The 19,868-nt window shown below is 69.3% G+C and carries 15 protein-coding genes; 3 read left to right on the top strand and 12 right to left on the bottom strand.

Going from position 1 to position 19,868, the window contains the following annotated elements; all coding sequences use genetic code 11:
* Nucleotides 1–34: 34 nt before the first annotated feature.
* The 6 genes from OHA61_RS36330 to OHA61_RS36305 all read right to left on the bottom strand — a co-directional run bounded on the left by OHA61_RS36330 (nucleotide 35) and on the right by OHA61_RS36305 (nucleotide 8,167).
* Nucleotides 35–505, bottom strand: a complete 471-nt coding sequence (locus tag OHA61_RS36330) for a universal stress protein (protein ID WP_406306620.1) — start codon at nucleotides 503–505, stop codon at nucleotides 35–37.
* A gap of 141 nt (nucleotides 506–646) precedes the next feature.
* The gene (locus OHA61_RS36325) at nucleotides 647–1,156 is read right to left on the bottom strand and encodes a flavodoxin domain-containing protein (protein ID WP_406306619.1); all 510 of its coding nucleotides are present in this window, start codon (nucleotides 1,154–1,156) and stop codon (nucleotides 647–649) included.
* Nucleotides 1,157–1,420: 264 nt separating this feature from the next.
* A complete protein-coding gene (narI, locus tag OHA61_RS36320; protein WP_406306618.1) occupies nucleotides 1,421–2,155 on the bottom strand; it encodes a respiratory nitrate reductase subunit gamma in 735 nt (244 codons plus the stop codon).
* A complete protein-coding gene (gene narJ / locus OHA61_RS36315) occupies nucleotides 2,152–2,787 on the bottom strand; it encodes a nitrate reductase molybdenum cofactor assembly chaperone (protein WP_406306617.1) in 636 nt (211 codons plus the stop codon). Before narJ ends, narI begins: the two co-directional genes overlap by 4 nt.
* Nucleotides 2,784–4,460 carry a nitrate reductase subunit beta gene (narH, locus tag OHA61_RS36310; RefSeq protein WP_406306616.1) on the bottom strand — a complete coding sequence of 559 codons (1,677 nt, stop codon included), beginning with the start codon at nucleotides 4,458–4,460 and terminating at the stop codon, nucleotides 2,784–2,786. Before narH ends, narJ begins: the two co-directional genes overlap by 4 nt.
* On the bottom strand, nucleotides 4,460–8,167 hold the full coding sequence (locus OHA61_RS36305) for a nitrate reductase subunit alpha (protein WP_406306615.1): 3,708 nt from the start codon (nucleotides 8,165–8,167) through the stop codon (nucleotides 4,460–4,462). The genes narH and OHA61_RS36305 overlap by 1 nt, the downstream gene beginning before the upstream one ends.
* A 292-nt stretch (nucleotides 8,168–8,459) precedes the next feature.
* On the opposite strand from OHA61_RS36305, the gene OHA61_RS36300 reads away from it, so the two are divergent.
* From OHA61_RS36300 to OHA61_RS36290, 3 genes are all read left to right on the top strand, one after another.
* Complete coding sequence (locus OHA61_RS36300; RefSeq protein ID WP_406306614.1) at nucleotides 8,460–9,680, top strand: nitrate/nitrite transporter; 1,221 nt, start codon at nucleotides 8,460–8,462, stop codon at nucleotides 9,678–9,680.
* Between the two features lie 354 nt (nucleotides 9,681–10,034).
* The gene (locus OHA61_RS36295) at nucleotides 10,035–10,757 is read left to right on the top strand and encodes a response regulator (protein ID WP_406306613.1); all 723 of its coding nucleotides are present in this window, start codon (nucleotides 10,035–10,037) and stop codon (nucleotides 10,755–10,757) included.
* A 101-nt stretch (nucleotides 10,758–10,858) separates the two neighbouring features.
* The gene (locus tag OHA61_RS36290; RefSeq protein WP_406306611.1) at nucleotides 10,859–11,275 is read left to right on the top strand and encodes a pyridoxamine 5'-phosphate oxidase family protein; all 417 of its coding nucleotides are present in this window, start codon (nucleotides 10,859–10,861) and stop codon (nucleotides 11,273–11,275) included.
* Nucleotides 11,276–11,370: 95 nt separating this feature from the next.
* On the opposite strand, the gene OHA61_RS36285 is transcribed toward OHA61_RS36290, so the two are convergent.
* The 6 genes from OHA61_RS36285 to gap all read right to left on the bottom strand — a co-directional run bounded on the left by OHA61_RS36285 (nucleotide 11,371) and on the right by gap (nucleotide 19,827).
* Nucleotides 11,371–13,095 (bottom strand): GAF domain-containing protein, encoded by a 1,725-nt coding sequence (locus OHA61_RS36285; protein WP_406306610.1) that lies wholly within the window; start codon nucleotides 13,093–13,095, stop codon nucleotides 11,371–11,373.
* Nucleotides 13,096–13,218: 123 nt separating this feature from the next.
* A complete protein-coding gene (locus OHA61_RS36280) occupies nucleotides 13,219–14,145 on the bottom strand; it encodes a universal stress protein (protein WP_406306609.1) in 927 nt (308 codons plus the stop codon).
* 223 nt (nucleotides 14,146–14,368) lie between these two features.
* A complete protein-coding gene (pflA, locus tag OHA61_RS36275; RefSeq protein WP_406307593.1) occupies nucleotides 14,369–15,103 on the bottom strand; it encodes a pyruvate formate-lyase-activating protein in 735 nt (244 codons plus the stop codon).
* The gene (gene pflB / locus OHA61_RS36270) at nucleotides 15,094–17,355 is read right to left on the bottom strand and encodes a formate C-acetyltransferase (RefSeq protein WP_406306608.1); all 2,262 of its coding nucleotides are present in this window, start codon (nucleotides 17,353–17,355) and stop codon (nucleotides 15,094–15,096) included. Before pflB ends, pflA begins: the two co-directional genes overlap by 10 nt.
* 188 nt (nucleotides 17,356–17,543) lie before the next feature.
* The gene (locus OHA61_RS36265; RefSeq protein WP_406306607.1) at nucleotides 17,544–18,548 is read right to left on the bottom strand and encodes an Acg family FMN-binding oxidoreductase; all 1,005 of its coding nucleotides are present in this window, start codon (nucleotides 18,546–18,548) and stop codon (nucleotides 17,544–17,546) included.
* Between the two features lie 250 nt (nucleotides 18,549–18,798).
* A complete protein-coding gene (gap, locus tag OHA61_RS36260; protein WP_406306606.1) occupies nucleotides 18,799–19,827 on the bottom strand; it encodes a type I glyceraldehyde-3-phosphate dehydrogenase in 1,029 nt (342 codons plus the stop codon).
* Nucleotides 19,828–19,868 lie beyond the last annotated feature (41 nt).

The raw sequence follows: 19,868 nt of genomic DNA, 5'->3' as shown, positions 1-19,868 counted from the left end.
GTCCCCCTGCCGAGCAGGACGCAGGCAACGTGGCTCAGGCGGCCTCGGTCGGGTCCACTCCTGACTTGCTGTCCGGCCGGACGATGACCACGGGACACGTCGCGTGCTGAGCGCATTGCTGGCTCACAGAGCCCAGAAGAGCACGGGCGAATCCACCCCGCCCCCGGCTTCCCACCACCAGAACCTCAGCTCCCTCCGCCGCGGCCAGCAGCACCTCCGTCGGATTACCCCGCACGAGACGCTCGCGCACCTCCACGGACGGCTCGTCCCCAACCACACTTCGCAGCTCTTCGACGAATTGGGAACGCGCCACCTCCTCGTCGAGGTCGGCGTCCACCGCCGGAGCCGACCAGCCGCGCATCCCCGGAAGTTCCCACGCACCCACCGCCTCCACGACGCCTCCGATGAGACCGGCGTGTCTCATCGCCCACCGCAGAGCAGACTGAGACGACGGCGAACCATCGACACCCACCACAACCCTGCCCGCCGACGCTTTGCTCTCCATGCCCTGTCGCCTCTCTCACTCTGCCCCCGTAGTCCACGCTGCCCGCCCTCAGCGAAGCCCGCCACGCGAGGATGCTGCCCACAATCTCGGCGTCCGCGTGAGGCTCGCCGCATCCGACCGACCGGAGGAGGCCTCTCCCCGTCACGGGGTGCAAAGTTCCCTGGCGATGCCATCCGCCCAGGTGTCAACGGCCGACCAGTCACGGTAGTCGCCGTACCTGAGGCCCATCAGCCGGAAGATCACTCGCCCGGTGATGGGCAGCTGGCCGGGCTTGATGACACCCGACAGGAGCCGGTGGGTCCTGTAAGGGATGTGATCGGGGAGGTCGTCGATGATGACCGTTTCCTCCTTGCCGGCCAAGCGCTTCCACGGGCCGCGCATCGCGCCGGGCATCCCCACGCTGAAGATCCACACGGGGCGGACGCGGAACAGATGGCTGTTGCGGTGCACAAAGTCCTTCGCCGCGTCCAGCCAGGCCTGCCCATGGACCGCGCTGCCGAGCACGAACGCCTCGTACTCGTCCGCGTCCTCGACCTCGCTCATGGACCGCACATCGGCCTTCAGGCCCGCCTCGCCGAGGCGTGTTCCGATCCGCTCCGCGATCTCCCGTGTGGAGCCGTGTGCGGTGGCGTATCCCACCAGAACGTTCATGGCTTCTGCTCTCTGTTGTGCCAGTGCGCGGAGTGGCGGTGATCGTCAAGAACGTGCGGCTGACCGTCAACCGCCAACGCGTTGGACCCGTTCGGGCGACCAGGAACTCCCAGGCATCGGCGAAAGTCGTGAGTTCGGGTTAGTCCATTCGCCACCATCCTGGTGCCCCCAGCAGCGGCGGGATCAGGGCCACACGGTCCACACCTGAGGACGGCAGGCCCTGACGTCGGTCCGCGGGCAGGCAGCCATGACGGGTCCGACGCGCTACGAGCCCGGGCCTACCCAGCCGTGTCGACGCGGTCGCGACCGGGCGCCGATAGAGCGGGACCGGTAGACGATGTACGGCCGGAACAGATAGCCGATCGGCGCAGTGAAGGCGTGTACGAGCCGGGTGAACGGCCAGACGGCGAAGAGCAGCATGCCGATGAGCGTGTGCAGCTGGAAGGACGGCGGCGCGGCGGCCATGGCGTCGATATCGGGCTGCAGCGTGAAGACGGAACGGAACCAGGGCGAGACGGTCGCGCGGTAGTTGTGCTCCTCGCCGATGACACCCGCGCCCAGCAGAGTGGTCGCCAGTCCCGCGACGATGGCCGCAACGAGGACGACGTACATGCCCTTGTCGTTCCGCGTCGTCGCCATGAACACCGGACCCGTGGTGCGTCGGCGGTAGATGAGGATCACCACTCCGATGAGCGTGGCAAAGCCGGCGACGCCACCGAGTACCAGCGCCTGCACGTGGTACGCCCCCTCGGAGAGGCCCGCGGCCGATGTCCAGCTCTGCGGGATGACCAGTCCGATCACATGGCCGATGACGACCACGAGGATGCCGAAGTGGAAGAGCGGACTGCCGATGCGCAGCAGCCGCGACTCGTACAGCTCGGAGGAGCGGGTGGTCCAGCCGAACTGGTCGTACCGGTACCGCCACACGGTGCCGCCGACGAGGATCACGATGGTGACGTACGGCAGAACGCCCCACAGGAGGACATCGAGAGCGCTCACCGCCGGGCACCTCCCGATGGTGCCGGATCGTAAGGCTCCAGCTCCAGGCCGACGGTCTCCTGAGGCGGTCCGCTGCGGGCGAGGCGCTGAGCGGCAGCGCGGTCCTGGGGTGAGGGGCCGGGCAGCAGTGCGCATACCGCCTCGACCACGGCGGTGTACGGCGAGCCCGCGTCCCGTAGTGCCAGTCTGAGCAGTTCGATGCCGGCGCGGTGTTCCTGCAGCAGGGCAAGCCCGTCGGCCAGGTCGCCGATTGCCGCGTACTCGAGCACGACCGGTAGGTAGTCCGGCAGTTCGTTGCCGCCGAGTTCGAGACAGCTGCGGCGGTAGCGGTCCTTGAGGGTGGCCAGGGCCTGGCCACGGCGGCGGGTCTCGCCGTCGGTCCACCAGGTCAGGTAGAGGCAGCAGCGGCGGCGTCGGTCGAAGGTGGCGACATAGTGCTCGGCGAGGTCGCGTGGCGACGTGCCCGCGAGATGTTCGAGGAAGCGGGTCAGCGCGGATCGCGCCGCGCCGGAGGGCAGTGCGGTCACGGCCCCGGTGACCAGGGGGACACGGTCCCTGACGTCCTCGTCGGGATACCGCAGCAGGACCGACGCTGCTTGACAGACCACTGCGGCGTGGTGTTCGGCGATCACGGTTTCTCCTCCGGCTGCGGGCGCTCGGGCGGGAACATGCCATCGGGCCGCCCCTTGCCGTCCCAGTTCAGCAGGTTGATCCGAGCGCCCTGACGCTGCGGGTCGGCGATACCGCCGGTGGTCTGCCGTTCCTTGAGCGCGTGGAAGGTCTCCACGGATACGGGTACGGGCCGGCCCGAGGCTTCGCCGAACGGCCCACTGCCGTACATCCCGGGGCCGCCTTCGAAATCGAGGCTGCAGCCGGTCTCTTCGAGCTGCCGTCCCTCTGCCTCGTACGCCGTGGGGATCACGTAGCGGTCGTGGTACTTGGCGATGGCGAGCAGCCGGTAGAGCGACGTGACTTCCCGGCCGGTCATACCGGCTGCCTCCGCAGTCCGTTCGTCAGGTGGGTCACCGAGGTTGACGGCCCGCATGTACGACCGCATGGCCGAGAGCCGCTGCAGCGCCTGGCGCACGGGCTCCGTGTCCCCGGCGGTGAACAGTTCGGCGAGATATTCCATCGGAATCCGCAGCGTGTCGATGGCGCCGAAGAGGTTGTCCGCGTCCTCGCCGTCGTGGCCGGTGTCGGTCAGCGCATCGACGATCGGCGACAGCGGCGGCACGTACCAGACCATCGGCATCGTGCGGAACTCCGGATGGAGCGGAAGCGCCACCCGGTACTCCTTGGCCAGGGCGTAGACGGGGGAGCGGCGCGCGGACTCCAGCCAGTCGTCGGGGATGCCGTCCCGGCGTGCCGCCGCGATCACCTGCGGGTCGGACGGATCGAGGAAAAGATCCAATTGCGCCTGGTAGAGGTCCTTCTCGTCGGCGACCGATGCGGCGGCGCCGACCCGGTCGGCGTCGTAGAGGACGAGGCCGATGTAGCGCAGGCGTCCCACGCAGGTTTCTGAGCACACGGTAGGGAGGCCGACTTCCACACGGGGATAGCAGAACGTGCACTTCTCGGCTTTGCCGGTGCGGTGGTTGAAGTAGACCTTCTTGTACGGGCAGCCGGTCACGCACATCCGCCACCCCCGGCAGCGGTCCTGGTCGACGAGGACGATGCCGTCCTCGGAGCGCTTGTACAGCGCGCCCGAAGGGCAGGACGCGACGCACGAAGGGTTCAGGCAGTGCTCGCAGATGCGCGGAAGATAGAACATGTACGCCTGCTCGTACTGGAAGCGCACCTTCTCCTCTGCCTCGCGGCGGATGCGTTCGACGATGGGGTCGCCGTCGCACACCTCGGCCCCGCCGCCGAGGCTGTCGTCCCAGTTCGCGCTCCACTCGATGCGCATCGGCTCGCCGGAGATGAGCGACTTGGGCTGCGCGACCGGGAAGTCGTCGCCCAGCGGCGCGGTGGTGAGCTTCTCGTAGTCGTAGGTCCAGGGTTCGTAGTAGTCACGGATGTTGGGCAGCACCGGGTTGGCGAAGATGGTGAGCAGCTTGCGCAGGCGCCCGCCGGCCTTGAGCCTGAGACGCCCGCTGCGGGTGCGGACCCAACCGCCCTGCCACCTCTCCTGGTCCTCGTAGCGCCGCGGGTAGCCCTGGCCGGGCCGGGTCTCGACGTTGTTGAACCAGACGTACTCGACGCCGCTGCGATTGGTCCATGCCTGTTTGCAGGTGACCGAGCAGGTGTGGCAGCCGATGCACTTGTCGAGGTTCATCACCATGGCCAGCTGGGCCATCACCTTCATCAGTACGTCACCTCCTGGGAGCGGCGACGGATCACCGTCACCTCGTCGCGCTGGTTGCCCGTTGGGCCCAGGTAGTTGAAGGCGAACGACAACTGCCCGTAGCCGCCGATCAGATGGGTGGGCTTGATCAGGATGCGGGTCAGCGAATTGTGGATGCCGCCGCGCCGCCCGCTGGCCTCGGCGATGGGGACGTCGACGACCCGTTCCTGCGCGTGGTGGACGTAGACGGTGCCGGTGGGCATGCGGTGCGAGACGATCGCGCGCAGCACCATCACACCGTTGCGGTTGACGGCCTCGACCCAGTCGTTGTCGCGCACTTCGATGGCCGCCGCGTCGGCAGGGCTCATCCATACGGTCGGACCCCCGCGGGAGAGCGAGAGCATGAACAGGTTGTCCTGGTACTCCGAGTGGATCGACCACTTCGAGTGCGGTGTCACGTACCGGACCGTGACCTGCCGCGCGCCGTCCGGGCCGATCTCGGGCTCTCCGAACAGCCGGTGCATGTCCAGAGGCGGGCGGTAGATCGGCAGCGTCTCGCCGAATTCGTGTATCCAGTCGTGGTCGAGGAGGAAGTGCATCCGGCCGGTGAGGGTGTGCCAGGGCTTGAGTTCCTCGACGTTGGTGGTGAACGCGGCGTAGCGCCGGCCGCCGGTCTCGCTGCCGGACCACTCCGGGCTGGTGATGACGGGGACGGGCTGGGCCTGGGTGTCAGCGAAGGTGATGCGCCGCTCCTCGCTGCCTTCGGCGAGGTGCGCGAGCGGCTGCCCGACCCGCTGCTCCGCGGTGCGGAAGCCCTGTACGGCGAGCCGGCCGTTGGTGGAGCCGGACAGGGCCAGGATGGCGTCCGCCATCTTGGCGTCGGTGTCCAGGGCCGGTCTTCCGTCGCCCGCTCCTCCGAGCATCACTCCGCCTGTCGCGGCGAGCCGTGCGACCTCCTCGTCGGGGCGGTAGGTGACGCCCTTGGTGGTCAGCCCGAGCTGCTCGGTGAGCGGTCCGAGTGCGCTGAGCTTGTCGGCGACCGCGCCGTAGTCGCGCTCGACCACGGTGAATACCGGCATCGTGCGGCCGGGCTGCGGGGCGATGTCGCCGGTGCGCCAGTCGTCGACGGTGCCGAGCGGCTGTGCCGTCTCGCCCGGTGTGTCGTGCTGCAGCGCTGTGGCGACGAGATCACGCCGCACTCCGAGGTGTTCCCGTGCCAGCTCGCTGAACCTGCGTGCGATCGCCGTGAAGGCGGCGAAGTCGGACCGGGTCTCCCAGGGCGGGTCGATCGCCGGGTTGAACGCGTGGACGAAGGGGTGCATGTCGGTCGACGACAGATCGTGCTTCTCGTACCACGTCGCGGCGGGCAGCACGACATCGGCGAGCAGCGTGGAGCTGGTCATCCGGAAGTCCAGCGCCAGCAGCAGGTCGAGCTTCCCTTCGGGTGCCTCCTTCCGCCACGTCACATCGCGGGGCCGGAGGTCGGGCGGGGTCTCCTGCGCGCGCAGGCTGGTGTGCGTGCCGAGCAGGTGCTTGAGGAAGTACTCATTGCCCTTGCCCGAGGAGCCGAGCAGATTCGCGCGCCACAAGGTCAGGCAGCGCGGCCAGTTCTCCGCAGCGTCGGGGTCCTCGCAGGCCCAGCCCAGCTCGCCCGCGGACAGCTTGCGGGTGATGTAGGCCGATGCCTCCTCACCGCCGGCCGCCGCGTCGTCGGCCAGGTCGAGCGGGTTGCGGTCGAACTGCGGGTAGGAGGGCATCCATCCGAGCCGTGCGGACAGGGCGAGCGTGTCAGCAGTGTGCATCCCGGCCAGATCGCCTCGGGCCAGAGGCGAGGTGAGCGCATCGGCGCGATATCCGTCGTACCGCCACTGGTCGGTGTGCGTGTACCAGTAGGCCGTGCCGATCATCTGCCGGGGCGGGCGCTGCCAGTCCGTCGCCATCGCCATCGTGGACCAGCCGGTGAAGGGCCGGCACTTCTCCTGGCCGACGTAGTGCGCCCAACCACCTCCGTTGCGGCCCATGGCTCCGGTGAGCATGAGCAGCGCGAGGATCGCGCGGTAGGTCGCGTCCCCGTGGAACCACTGGCAGATACCCGCCCCCATGATGATCATCGTCCGGCCCTCGGACCGCTCGGCATTGCGCGCCATCTCCCGGGCCACTCGGATCGCCGCACCGGCCGGCACCGAGGTCAACTGCGCCTGCCATGCCGGGGTGCAGGGCTGCCCGGCGTCGTCGTACCCCGTCGGCCAGTCGCCGGGCAGGCCCTCGCGGGGGACGCCGTACTGCGCGAGCATGAGGTCGAAGACCGTTGTCACCAACCGGCCTCCGATACGTCGCGCCGGGACTCCGCGGCGCACTACGGCGCCCGTCGCCTCCGCTGTATCGAAGCGCGGCAGCAGCACCTCGACCGGCTCCGCCCGCTCGCCGAGATCACCGAGGAGAGTCAACTGGGGGGCGATGTCGCCGAGATCAAGATTCCAGCGGCCCAGACCCTCGTCGGTCCACCGGTCGCCCAGCGTCCCGCCCGGCACGGCAGGCTCTCCGGTTCGGCCGTCGATGAGCACGGTCCTCCACTGCGCCCCCTCTGCCGTCTCGCCGAGGTCGGAGGCCCGGAGGAATTTGCCGGGTACGAAGGCCCCGGTGTGCTCCTCCAGCGTCACGAGAAACGGCAGGTCGGTATAGCGCTGCACGTAGTCGACGAAGAACGGCACCCGGCGCTGGACGAAGAACTCCGTGAGGATCACGTGCCCCATCGCCATGGCCAGCGCCCCGTCGGTGCCCGGCTGGGCAGGCAGCCACTGATCGGCGAACTTCGTGTTGTCGGCGTAGTCCGGCGACACCACGACAACCTTCTGGCCCCGGTAGCGGGCCTCGGCCATCCAGTGCGCGTCGGGCGTACGCGTGACCGGGACGTTGGAGCCCCACATGATCAAGTAGGCGGCGTTCCACCAGTCACCGGACTCCGGCACATCGGTCTGGTCCCCGAACACCTGCGGGGAGGCGACCGGCAGGTCGGCGTACCAGTCGTAGAAGGAGGTCATACAACCGCCGATCAGCTCGATGAACCTCGATCCGATCGCGTGCGAGACCATCGACATCGCCGGGATCGGCGAGAATCCGGCGATACGGTCCGGGCCCCACCTCTTGATCGTGTGCACATGGGCGGCGGCCACCATCTCCACCGCCTCGTCCCACGTCACCCGCACATGGCCGCCCTTGCCACGAGCCTGCTGATAGCGGCGGCGCCGGTCCGGGTCACCCACCACGTCGGCCCACGCGAGCACCGGGTCGCCCAGTCGTGTCTTGGCCTCCCGGTACATCTCGACCAGGACTCCGCGGGCGTACGGGAAGCGCACCCGGGTGGGCGAGTAGGTGTACCAGGAAAAAGCCGCCCCCCGTGGGCAGCCGCGCGGCTCGTACTCCGGGGAGTCCGGACCGACGGACGGATAGTCCGTCTGCTGGCTCTCCCAGGTGATGATCCCGTCCTTGACGTAGACCTTCCACGAGCACGAGCCGGTGCAGTTCACACCGTGCGTCGAGCGCACGACCTTGTCGTGGCTCCACCGGTCCCGGTAGAAGACGTCGCCCTCCCGCCCTCCCTTGCGGAAAACCGCCCGCAGATCGGGCGAGACATCGCGCCGGGTGAAGAAGTGACCGGCCCGCAACAGCGCGTCCGCTGCGGCGCCTTCTTCACCGCGCCCGGCGGGTGCTGCAGAGGTCCTGGGCATCCCGGCATCCGTCACGGCCGTCACCTCGCCTACTCATTCCAAATGAGGACCAATCCGGCAAACTACACCGGCAGGTCTCCGATGCATGGTTCATATGCCGTCGGACCGATGCGCCGACAGGGGCCGAAGGTCCCACCGTCCGGGTCCAGCGGGCCCTCCCGCCGACGGCCTTCCCCGCGGAGCATCACCCGAAGGGAGGCGGGTTCTTCAACCTCAGGCAGCGAGTTCGGATGTGAAGTGACGTAAGCGAGGCAAGCCCGGGAGACAGACGTACGTCCGGAGAGGAAGCGCGATGAGCCGGAGCGCCGAGAGACAGCCAGCCAATGCAGCGGCCACTGCGCAGCCGGCACGGATGCTCGCTCTGGCCACCGCCGGGTTCATGCTCTGCTTCTGGGCCTGGGCTCTGCTGGCCCCGCTCGGCCCGACGCTACGGGACGAGCTGGACCTCACCTCGTTCCAGCAGTCGCTCGTCGTCGCGGTGCCGGTGATCGTCGGCTCGCTCGGCCGGATCCCCGTCGGTGCCCTCACCGACCGCATCGGAGCGCGCCGGATGTTCCCCGTCGTCGCCGCTCTGACGATCCTTCCCGTGCTCTACCTGGGCCATCTGGCCGACTCCCTGGCCGAGGTACTCGCAGGTGGCTTCTTCCTCGGCCTGGGCGGTACGACGTTCGCCATCGGCGTGCCGTTCGTCAACGCCTGGTACCCGCCCGAACGCCGCGGACTGGCCCTCGGAATCTTCGGCATCGGCACGGGTGGCACCGCCCTCTCCTCCTTCACCACCGTGCAACTGGCTGATGCCGTCGGGCATGCGTTCCCCTTCGACGTGGTCGCCGGCCTCCTGGCCGTATACGCCGTGGCGGCACACCTCCTCCTGCGCGACAAGCCTGGCCGCGCCGTACCGGCCGGGTCCCTGCTCGCGCGCACCACGGCGACCCTGCGGATGCCCGCCACCGTGCAGTTGGCCCTCCTCTACGCCGTAGCCTTCGGCGGGTTCGTCGCCTTCAGCGTCTACCTGCCCACATACCTGAACAGCGCCTACGGTCTCGGGCGGTCCGACGCCGCGCTGCGTACGGCGGGCTTCGTCGTCCTCGCCGTCGTCATGCGCCCGGTCGGCGGATGGCTGTCCGACCGGGCGCACCCCGTGCCCGTGCTCATCGCCGCCTACGCGGCCGTGGCCGCTCTCGCCCTTCTCGCTTCCTTCGAGCTGCCGCTGATCCCGTTCGGAACGCTCGCTTTTCTGGGCATGGCGGCTGCCCTGGGTACGGCATCGGGTGCTGTGTTCGCTCTTGTCGCCCGCCTAGTGCCCACGGAGCGGGTCGGCTCGGTCACCGGTGTCGTGGGCGCTGCCGGAGGATTGGGCGGCTTCTTCCCGCCTCTGGTCATGGGCGCCATCTACGGAGCCGCAGACGACTACACCTGGGGCTACGTGCTGCTGGCTGGCACCGCTGGCGCCACCGCGGCGTTCACCGCCACTACTGTCCGGCGCCAGACCCGCAAAGCGTCGGACGCGTAGGCCGCCACTGTGCTGACGCCGAGGCCGTGGCTGCGACAGCCGAGCCACGGCCGGACGCCGTCACGGTGGACACTGGGCGGCACCGGGGAAGTCCGGGCGGGGGCGCGGGTCGCTGGAGACCGCCGTACAGCAGGTATTGGCCGTGATACACCCGGAAGACACACCCCGCCGCGCCAGGCTGTTCCGGCGCTCGTACATGGTGCCCGACGAATCGTCCCTGACGGACCCACGAAGGAACCCTCCCGCTCGGCCTCGGCGGCCCGTGCAGCGCGATGGGGCCGTTCGGCCCTAGCCCGGAGCAGGAGGAACGGAGAAGATGCAGGCGTTTGCGCTTCCCATAGGTACGGAGTGGTAATGCCGCACAGCCCTGCCGAGGCCGATGCCCAGCCTCCGGTCCGGATTTTCCTCCTCGACGACCACGAGGTGGTGCGGCGGGGAGTGCACGACCTGCTCGATGTCGAGCCCGGCCTGGAGGTGGTCGGCGAGGCAAGCACTGCCGAGCAGGCCCTGGCGCGGGTCCCCGCACTCCGCCCGGACGTGGCCGTGCTCGATGTGCGGCTGCCCGACGGGGACGGTGTCACCGTCTGCCGCGAGCTGCGCTCGCGCGTCCCCGGCCTGGTGTGCCTCATGCTGACCTCGTTCGACGACGAAGAGGCCCTGCTGGACGCGATCATGGCCGGTGCGGCCGGCTACGTCCTCAAGCAAATCAGCGGCACCGACCTGGTCAAGGCCGTGCGCACCGTGGCGACCGGGCAATCGCTGCTCGACCCGGAGACCACCGGTCGTCTGATGGCCCGGCTGCGCCATGGTGCGGCGGAGGAGCAACGGCCTGACGAGTTGTCACAGCTGACCGACCGAGAGCGCGAGATCCTGGCTCTGATCGGTGAGGGACTCACGAACCGGGAGATCGGGCAGCGGCTCTATCTCGCCGAGAAGACGGTGAAGAACCACATCTCGCGGATGCTCACCAAGCTGGGCGTGGCGCGCAGGGTCCAGGCGGCGGTCATCGCCGCCCAGGTACTGGGCGGGCAGGCGCCGACGGGCAACACTGATGCCGCGGGCCGCACCCGGCCGTGACACTGCCCCGACGGGAGTCCCTCTCGCGGAGGAACAACGGACCTGCCACGGGGACCATCGGCCCCTGACGCCGTGGCCGACCGCGGGCGAGGATACGGACCATGAACGCGAACCGCGACCTCCTGAGCAGGCAGCAGGCCCTGCACCTGCTCGCGGGCATGGCCACCGGCCGGGTGGTCTACACCGCCCAGGCGTTGCCTGCGGTGCTGCCTGTGCGCTGCAGTCTCGCCGAGGACGGAAGCCTCCTTCTGGACGCTCACGCGCCGGCCGATCTGCTGCGTGCGGCCGAGAGCGGGGTGATCGCTTTCGAGACCGGCGAGATCGACCAACTCGACGGCAAAGGCTGGAGCGTCACGGTCCTGGGCCACGCGAAAGTGATCACACGCGCGGAAGAGCTGATGCCCGCGAGAAGCCCGGCCGCACCCGCAGACATCGAGCCCGCCGGGCGGACAGTCATCCGGCTCCATCCTGAACTGGTGACCGGCCGAAGCATCGGAGCGTCCCCCAGGTCGGGCTGAAGGGAGTGTCTTCAAAGTAGCGTCGTCCGCCCGAAGGGCGGGCCGGGCGGACGGGACTTTGAAGACACGACCTGGCGGGCGGTCGGTCTCATCGCTCAGCTCTGGGCGGTCGGGCACTCGGTCAGTGGTGCCGTCCAGCCCAGGAGCGTGCCACCGCCTTGCGGGGCGGTCACGGTGAACGTGCCGCCCGCCTTTTCGGCCCGTACGGCGAGGTTGAGCAGGCCACTGCGCCGCCCGCCCTCGGGAATGCCGACGCCGTTGTCGCTCACCTCAAGTACGACCTCACTGCCGGTGGCTCGCAAGGACACCTCCACCCGCGTGGCCCGGGCGTGCCGGGCGGCGTTGCTCAGCGCCTCGCCGAGGACCGCAACGACATCTTCGGCGAGACCGTGCGGCACATCGGTGTCGAGCAGGCCATCCATGATCAAGCGGGGTGCGAAGCCAAGTGTCCCGTGTGCCTGGCCGACGGCCTCGGACACCCGGGCACGCAAGCTGGGCCCGGTCTCCTCGCGGACCCGCAGGCCGAAGATCGTCGACCGGATGATCCTGATGGTCTCGTCGAGGTCGTCCACCGCACGTACGACTCTCTCCGCGGGGGCCTCTTGCTGGATCATGCGGGCGGCACTCTGCAAGGTCATGCCGGTGGCGAACAGCCGCTGGATGGCCAGGTCGTGCAGATCCCGGGCGATCCGGTCGCGGTCCTCCAGCAGCGCCAACTGCTCTGCGTCAGTGCGGCGTACGGCCAGTTCCAGAGCCAGGGCAGCCTGGTCGGCGAAGCTTAGCAGCGGCCCGATCTCCTGGTCCGTAAAGGCCTGACCGCCGGCGGAACGGGCGAGCAGCAGCACGCCGCGACTGCTGCCGGAGGCATCACCGAGCGGCACCGCAACCGCCGGACCCAGCCCGTCGAACCTGCGCGGACCAGTGCCAAAACGGGCGTCACCGGCCAGATCCGCGCAGGCCACCGGCGAACCCTCGGTGAAGGCCGCGCCCGACAGCGTGCCCTGGACGGGAACAACCAGACCGAGCCGGGCGGGCGCGTCCTCGCCGAGCGCGACCTCGACGGTGAGCCGGCCTTCGGACGACGGTACGGACACGTCGGCCAGCGACGCCCCGGCGATCTCCTTCGCCCGCTCGGCGATGAGCGTCAGAGCCTGTTCCCTCGGCGAGCCCGACAGCAGGCTCCTGGTGATCTCTGCGCTGGCCCGAAGCCAGTTGTGCTGGCGTTGCGCCTCGTCGTACAGGCGGGCGTTGTCGATCGCCACCCCCGCGGCCACGGCGAGGGTGGACAGGACGGTCTCGTCCTCGGCGTCGAAGTCCAGGCCGCCGCGTTTGTCGCACAGATACAGGTTGCCGAAGACCTCTTCACGCACCCGGATGGGCACACCGACAAAACTGCGCATCGGCGGATGGTTCGGGGGGAAGCCGTGCGAGGAAGAGTGCGCGGAAAGGTCACTCAGCCGCAACGCCTCGGGGCGGTGGATCAACTCGCCGAGAACGCCCATCCCGGTCGGATAGGAGCCGATCTCCGCGATCTCCTCCTCGCTGATACCCACGGTGAGGAAGTGCGAGAGCGTCTCACCGTCATTGCCGATCACCCCCAACGCCGCATACTGAGCGTCGACGAGGGTCGCGGCTGCTCCCACGATCCTGTGCAGCGCCTGGGTGAGGTCGAGGCTTCTGCCCACCGACAACACCGACTCCAGCAACGAATGCACACGATCGCGGGTGCCGCGCACAGCTTCGATGCGCGCCTGCAGCTCATCCAGCAACTCGTCCAGGTGCAGTTGCGGCATCCGTGCCGCCGTCCCGTCCCCACCCATCTGCGCATCCTCCAGGCCGCCCGCACCAAACCCCCGTCACCGGAGACGATACTGTCCGCGGTCAAACGGGCGGGAGATCTCCCGTTGAGGTGGAGCGGGTGGTGGAGCACCGGACGCGCCGGGTCACTGGTGCGACACGACCGCCACGGGTGCGATGGCGTGGTGCAGCACGGCATGGACAACAGGTCCCAGGTGGGCGCCGACCGCGGCGCGGCGCATGCGACGTCCGATGACCACGAGTGAGGCATCGGACGAGGCATCGGCGAGGTGATCGGCTGCCCTGCCCACCACGCACTGCTCCTCGACCCGCACACCGGGGAACTTGCTTCGCCAGGGGCGCAGCACGTCGGTGAGCGCAACCGATTCGCGCGTGGCCAGTTCGGCGTTGTGGACCGGGTCGATGGCGGCCGGATCGTAGCCGAAGACGGGCGGCAGGCTCCAGCCGTGCACGATGCGCAGGTCGGCTCCTCGCGCGGCGGCGGCGGCGAACGCATATTCGATCACCTCGTCGCACGGCCGGGCGATGTCCAGGCCGAGTACCACGTCGCGATACGCCCGCCGCTGCTGCCCGCTCCCGCCGGGGGTGGGCAGGTGCTCGTCCTCGGCCCGCTCGCCCGCCCGTACGAGGACGACCGGCCGCTCGGCATGGGCGAGCACGGACATCGATACGGACCCGATGACGAAGCCGGTCAAGGTACTCAGGCCCCGGGAGCCCAGCACCAGCACCTCGGCCTCCTTCGCAGCGGCTTGAAGGACCTCGACGGGCCGACCGGCTGCCTGTTCGGTGCTGATTTCGAGGCCGGGGTGGCGCTCGCGCAGCCCCTCGGACACCTCACGCGGGATGCGCTCGGCCCAGTACTTGGGCGTGTACGCAACCGGCGCGGCGATGGTCCCGATCAGCGGTGCTGAGCCATAGTCGGGCGCCCAGTCCTCCAGGGCGTGCAGGAGTTTCAGTGGCAGCCCGCGCAGCCGCGCCTCACGGGCGGCCCACTCGGCGGCGGCCAGCGACTCGGCGGAACCGTCCAGTCCAGCGATGACAGTACGAGACATGAGGTACTTCCTCCGAGTGGGGTAGGGGTGGCGCAGCCGCACCACTGCCGGGCGGCACCAGGAACGTGGTTCCAATTTCCCGCGGTGCGTCGGCCCACGTCCTGGGACCAGGAGGCCACAGAGATGGGGCCGAACGGCCTTTCCTCACTCGCTGGTTGGGCTTGGGCGGGACAACAGGGGCGCCGGACGGGGCGCCCCTCTGTGCTCGGTGATGCACGGTTGGTCAGAACGAACGCAGACCGTGCTCCCGGAACTGCTCGCGCACTCGCTCGGTCAGTGCAAGGTCGGGCACGGGAGTGTCGCGCAGCGGGACAGGGATCCCGAGGGCGTCGTACTTGTGGGTGCCGAGCTTGTGGAACGGCAGGACCTCGACCCGTTCGACATTGCGCAGCCCTGCCAGAAAGGCGCCGAGTGCGTCGACGGCGGTCTCGTCGTCGGTCCAGCCCGGGACCAGGACATAGCGGATCCACACCGGGACGCCGAGCCGGTCCAGGCGGGTGGCGAAGCTGAGGGTGGGAGCGAGTTCGCCGCCGGTCAGCTTCCGGTAGGTGCCGATGTCGAAGGACTTGATGTCGAGGAGCACCAGGTCGGCGTCGGCGAGCAGCGCGTCGTCGGCACGGGCGCCGAGGAAGCCGGACGTGTCCAGGGCGGTGTGCAGACCGGCTTCCTTGCAGCGGTGGAAGATCTCGGCGGTGAAGGCCGACTGGAGGAGCGGCTCGCCGCCGGTGATCGTCACCCCTCCGCCGGCGGTGGTGACGAAGGCGCGGTACTTGTCGATCTCTGCCATCACCTCGTCGACGGTGGTCGGCTTCCCGTCGCGCAGGTGCCAGGTGTCCGGGTTGGCGCAGTACAGACAGCGCAGTGGGCAGCCGCTGACGAAGAGCACGAACCGGGTCCCCGGACCGTCCACGCCGGTGGACAGGTCCCAGGAGTGGACACGGCCGGTGTTCACAGTGATCCGTGGAAGGTGCGGTTGAGGACGTCGAGCTGCTGCTCGCGGGTCAGGCGGACGAAGTTGACGGCGTATCCGGAGACCCGGATGGTCAGGTTCGGGTACTTCTCCGGGTGCTCCATGGCGTCCCGCAGCGTCGCCCGGTCCAGGACGTTGACGTTCATGTGGAAGCCGCCCGCCGTCATATAACCGTCGAGGATGCCGACGAGGTTGCCGGCGCGCTCGGCCGGGTCGTGGCCCAGGCCCTCGGGGGTGATCGTCGTGGTCAGCGAGATGCCGTCGCGGGCCTGCTCGTAGGGGAGCTTGGCGACGGAGAGCGCGGACGCGGCGACGCCGTGGAGGTCCCGGCCGTTCATCGGATTGGCGCCGGGGGCGAACGGCCGGCCGGCGCGACGCCCGTCGGGGGTGTTGCCGGTGTGCTTGCCGTACACCACGTTGGACGTGATGGTCAGCACCGACTGCGTGTGCTCCGCATTGCGATACGTCGGGTGGCGGCGCACCTTCTCCATGAAGCTCCGGACCAGGCCGACGGCGATGGCGTCGGCCCGCTCGTCGTTGTTGCCGTAGGCCGGGTAATCACCCTCGACCTCGTAGTCCACGGCCAGCCCGGTGTCGTCGCGGATCACCTTGACGCGGGCGTGCTTGACCGCGGACAGGCTGTCGGCGGCGACCGAGAGTCCTGCGATGCCGCAGGCCATGTAGCGATGGGCCGGGTGGTCGTGCAGCGCCATCTCGATGCGTTCGTAGGCGTACTTGTCGTGCATGTAGTGGATGACGTCGAGTGCGTTCACGTAGGTGGCGGCGAGCCAGTCCAGCGTATTGTCATACGCGGCTGCCAGCTCCTCGTACTCGAGATACTCGCTGCTGAGCGGAGGCGTTTCGGGCGCCGTCTGCTCGCCGGTCATCTCGTCCCGGCCGCCGTTGATCGCGTACAGCAGGGCCTTGGCGAGATTGACGCGGGCGCCGAAGAACTGCATCTGCTTGCCGACCGCCATCGCCGAGACGCAGCAGGCGATCGCGGTGTCGTCGCCGGTGTACGGGCGCACCAGATCGTCGGACTCGTACTGGATCGAGCTCGTGTCGATGGAGACCTGGGCGCAGAACCGCTTGAAATCCTTGGGCAGTTGGGGCGACCACAGCACAGTGAGGTTGGGCTCCGGGGCCGGGCCGAGGTTGTACAGGGTCTGCAGGAAGCGGAACGAGGTGCGGGTGACCAGCGGGCGGCCGTCCTCGCCGATGCCGCCGATGGACTCGGTCACCCAGGTGGGATCGCCGGAGAACAGCGCGTCGTACTCCGGGGTGCGCAGGAACCGTACGATCCGCAGTTTGATCACGAAGTCGTCGATCAGTTCTTGGGCGCGGGTCTCGTCGATCGCGCCCTCGTCCAGGTCCCGCTGGAAGTAGACGTCCAGGAAGGTGGAGGTGCGGCCAAGCGACATCGCGGCGCCGTTCTGTTCCTTCACCGCGGCGAGGAAGCCGAGATACAGCCATTGCACGGCCTCGCGGGCGGTGCCGGCGGGGCGGGTGACGTCGCACCCGTAGGAGGCGGCCATGTCCGTCAACTCGCCCAGCGCCCGGAGCTGTTCCGCCAGCTCCTCACGGTCACGGATGACGTCCGGGCTGGAGGGCTCGGCATCCAGCAGGCGTCGCTCGGCGCGCTTGGCCTCGATCAGGCGGGCGGTGCCGTACAGCGCGACCCGACGGTAGTCGCCGATGATCCGGCCGCGGCCGTAGGAGTCGGGAAGGCCGGTAATGATGCCGGCCTTGCGGGCGGCGCGCATCTCAGGCGTGTACGCATCGAAGACACCGTCGTTGTGGGTCTTGCGGTAGGAGCCGAAGACCCTCGTCACGAACGGGTCGGGCTCATACCCGTACGCGCGCAGCCCGTTCTCCACCATGCGCAGCCCGCCATTCGGCATGATTGCCCGCTTCAGCGGGGCATCGGTCTGCAGCCCGACGATCAGCTCACGCTCCCGGTCGATGAAACCCGGCCGGTGCGAGGTGATGGTGGACGGGGTGGCGGCGTCCACGTCGAGGATCCCGCGTCGGCGCTCCTCCGGGAACAGGGCGCTGACCTTGTCCCAGACCGAGCGAGTGCGCTCGGTCGGGCCGGCCAGAAACCCCGAATCGCCCTCGTAGGGCGTGTAGTTGGCCTGGATGAAATCGCGTACTTCGATCTCGTCGCGCCAGCGCTGTCCGGCAAAGCGGTGCCAGGCCGCGGCGGGCGCTTCCACGTCTGCGCGGGTTGCCACAGTCATCACTGCCTCCGCATTCGTTCACGACGCTGCCCGCGGACGTCCCGCAAGCGGCTCCACTCACGATGGTGGCCGCCCACCCAGGCACGGGGCAGGGCCGGCGGGAGCCCGTCCGCGCGCCGTCCGGCCCGTTGGCGTAGGGACGTTCGGCCCTGGTCACGGCAGGGGCGCCGAATGCGGCCGGCCGCCACTCATCCGCACTGCGGCAGCCCGATGTCGAACACCCTGTTCACGGCACGTCGCGGGGTGGCCGGGCCTGCCGGGCCGTATCCCAGGCGGACCAGCATCTGGGCGTGCCCGTTGTGACCAGGCATCGGGCTCAGCGACCGCCGCAGGTCGGGCCATTCCATCGGCTGATGCAGCAGAGACGCGCGCAGGCCCTGGGCCGTCGCGACCAGCAGAACGTGTTCCAGGGCCTGCCCTGCCCGCAACCAGTCGCTGCGGCGATCATGTTCGGTGGTCAGCATCGCGATGACCGGGTCGGGCTCGAAGGGCTGGGCAAGGAGCCGCTCCGGATGCCGCTGTGCGGTGAAGTCACGCATGGCGAGCCGCTCGTGTGCGTCCTGCGGGCTGAGTGCCGTCTGCGGGAGCCCGAGATCTGCGGGCTCGTGCCCGTCCCGCTGTACCCACCGACGGCTCTCCGCACCGCGGTCGGGGTCGTTCCTGTTGCGGTGTTCGGCCTCATGCGCAAGTGCGAGTACACGAGCCGTTTCGTCGGCCGACGGGAAGCTGAGCAGACCCCCATCCACCCGGGCGGCTTCGGCGAGTTCGTTGCGTACGTGCGACGGAAGCGGCTTCCCGGAGAAGGGGAACCGGCTGCTGTGCCTGCGCCAGATCGCCGCGTACAGGTCGGCCCGATGTCCTGTCGGCCGGCGGGAGGCGGCCCCGGTCAGGCGGACGGTGGCCAGCAGCCCGGAGTCCCCCGGGCTGGGCAGCAGGCGCGTGACGGGTGACCAGCCGAAGTGAGCCACCGCGACACGGAGGTTGAAAACTGACGCACCCACCGAGAGGTGCAGGGCGCGGCCCGTGGGATCCATCTGGCGCAGGCCCCGTTCCGGAGCGGCACGTACCTGGAACGTGACCGTGTCGGGATCCAGGCGGAAGCGCCAAGGCTGGGTGTTGTAGATCGACGGCGCCGCGACCGCGGCCGAAATACAGGCTTCCAAGGTCGACGCGTCGAGAGTCGCGGAGTCCATGATGTCCACCTCCTGGACCGGCTGGGACAGGCGTCCCGTCTTGCGATCCTGACCGCTCCGGCGCGGTGCCGTGAGGGGCCGGTGGTCCCTCGGCCGGGTCCGGGCGGACCAGAGACGCTCGATGCGGACCAGGCTCAACGGCCCTCTGCCAAGGTGCGGGCAGGCCGACTGGTACCGGGCGGAAGCGAGTAGCAGCCGGCCCGTTTCCATGTCGGGGCCGGCGGCCACGCGCCGCGCACTGGTGCTGCTTTCACCTCTGCGGGAGCCGGGCTGCCACGTACTCGGTGAGGTCGAGGAGCCGGTTGGTGTAGCCCCATTCGTTGTCGTACCAGCCGAAGACCTTCACCAGGTCGCCGTGCGCCTGGGTCAGCGGGGCGTCCAGGACGCACGAGGCCGGGTCACCGACGACATCGCGGGACACGATCGGGGCGTCGGACACCCGCAGTATTCCCTTCAGCGGCCCGTCGGCGGCCTCGCGGAAGGCGGTGTTGACCTCGTCCGCGGTCACGGGCCGGTCGAGGACCACGGTCAGATCGGTCAGCGAGCCGTCCTCGACCGGTACGCGTACGGCGATACCGTCCAGCCTGCCCGCCAGCTCCGGTAGTACGAGGCCGACCGCCCGGGCCGCTCCGGTGCTGGTCGGGATGATGTTCACCGCGGCGGTGCGACCCCGGCGCGGGTCCTTGTGCGGGCCGTCCAGCACCACCTGGTCGTTGGTGTAGCCGTGGATGGTGGTCATCAGACCCTTGGCGATACCGAAGTACTCGTCCAGCACCTTCGCCATCGGCGCCACGCAGTTGGTCGTGCACGAAGCGTTGGAGATCACGTGGTTCTGCTCCGGGTCGTAGGCACCCTCGTTGACACCCATGACGACGGTGGCGTCGACGCCCTTCCCCGGGACGGACAACAGCACCTTGCGCGCGCCCGCTCGCAGGTGCAGTCCGGCGTCCTCGCGGGTGCGGAAGCGACCGGTCGACTCGATGACCACGTCCACACCGAGTGCACCCCAGGTCAGGGCGGCGGGATCGCGCTCGGCGGTCACCGCGATGCGGTGTCCGTCCACGGTGAGGGACGTGTCGTCGTGCTCGACCGTGCGGCGCAGCCGGCCGTATGTCGAGTCGTACTCCAGCAGGTGGGCCAGCGCTGCCGGCGATGTGATGTCGTTGACGGCCACCACATCGATCGGCGTGCCGGTCCCGGTCTCCGCGCGCTCCAGCACGCAACGCAGGTAGTTGCGCCCGATGCGGCCGAAGCCGTTGATGCCTACGCCCACGCTCATGTCCGCTGTCCTCCCGATCGGTATCCGGTGTGCGATGCCAG

The organism is Streptomyces sp. NBC_00885, from assembly GCF_045207475.1.
GTDB lineage: Bacteria > Actinomycetota > Actinomycetes > Streptomycetales > Streptomycetaceae > Streptomyces.
This window is presented reverse-complemented; position numbering and strand designations above follow the sequence as displayed.

Excerpts from the sequence above, each read along its gene's own strand:
- OHA61_RS36330 (WP_406306620.1), bottom strand. The coding sequence starts at position 505 with ATGGAGAGCAAAGCGTCGGCGGGCAGGGTTGTGGTGGGTGTCGATGGT.
- OHA61_RS36325 (WP_406306619.1), bottom strand. The coding sequence starts at position 1,156 with ATGAACGTTCTGGTGGGATACGCCACCGCACACGGCTCCACACGGGAG.
- narH (WP_406306616.1), bottom strand. The coding sequence starts at position 4,460 with ATGAAGGTGATGGCCCAGCTGGCCATGGTGATGAACCTCGACAAGTGC.
- OHA61_RS36305 (WP_406306615.1), bottom strand. The coding sequence starts at position 8,167 with ATGCCCAGGACCTCTGCAGCACCCGCCGGGCGCGGTGAAGAAGGCGCC.
- OHA61_RS36300 (WP_406306614.1), top strand. The coding sequence starts at position 8,460 with ATGAGCCGGAGCGCCGAGAGACAGCCAGCCAATGCAGCGGCCACTGCG.
- OHA61_RS36295 (WP_406306613.1), top strand. The coding sequence starts at position 10,035 with ATGCCGCACAGCCCTGCCGAGGCCGATGCCCAGCCTCCGGTCCGGATT.
- OHA61_RS36290 (WP_406306611.1), top strand. The coding sequence starts at position 10,859 with ATGAACGCGAACCGCGACCTCCTGAGCAGGCAGCAGGCCCTGCACCTG.
- OHA61_RS36285 (WP_406306610.1), bottom strand. The coding sequence starts at position 13,095 with ATGGGTGGGGACGGGACGGCGGCACGGATGCCGCAACTGCACCTGGAC.
- OHA61_RS36280 (WP_406306609.1), bottom strand. The coding sequence starts at position 14,145 with ATGTCTCGTACTGTCATCGCTGGACTGGACGGTTCCGCCGAGTCGCTG.
- pflB (WP_406306608.1), bottom strand. The coding sequence starts at position 17,355 with ATGACTGTGGCAACCCGCGCAGACGTGGAAGCGCCCGCCGCGGCCTGG.
- OHA61_RS36265 (WP_406306607.1), bottom strand. The coding sequence starts at position 18,548 with ATGGACTCCGCGACTCTCGACGCGTCGACCTTGGAAGCCTGTATTTCG.
- gap (WP_406306606.1), bottom strand. The coding sequence starts at position 19,827 with ATGAGCGTGGGCGTAGGCATCAACGGCTTCGGCCGCATCGGGCGCAAC.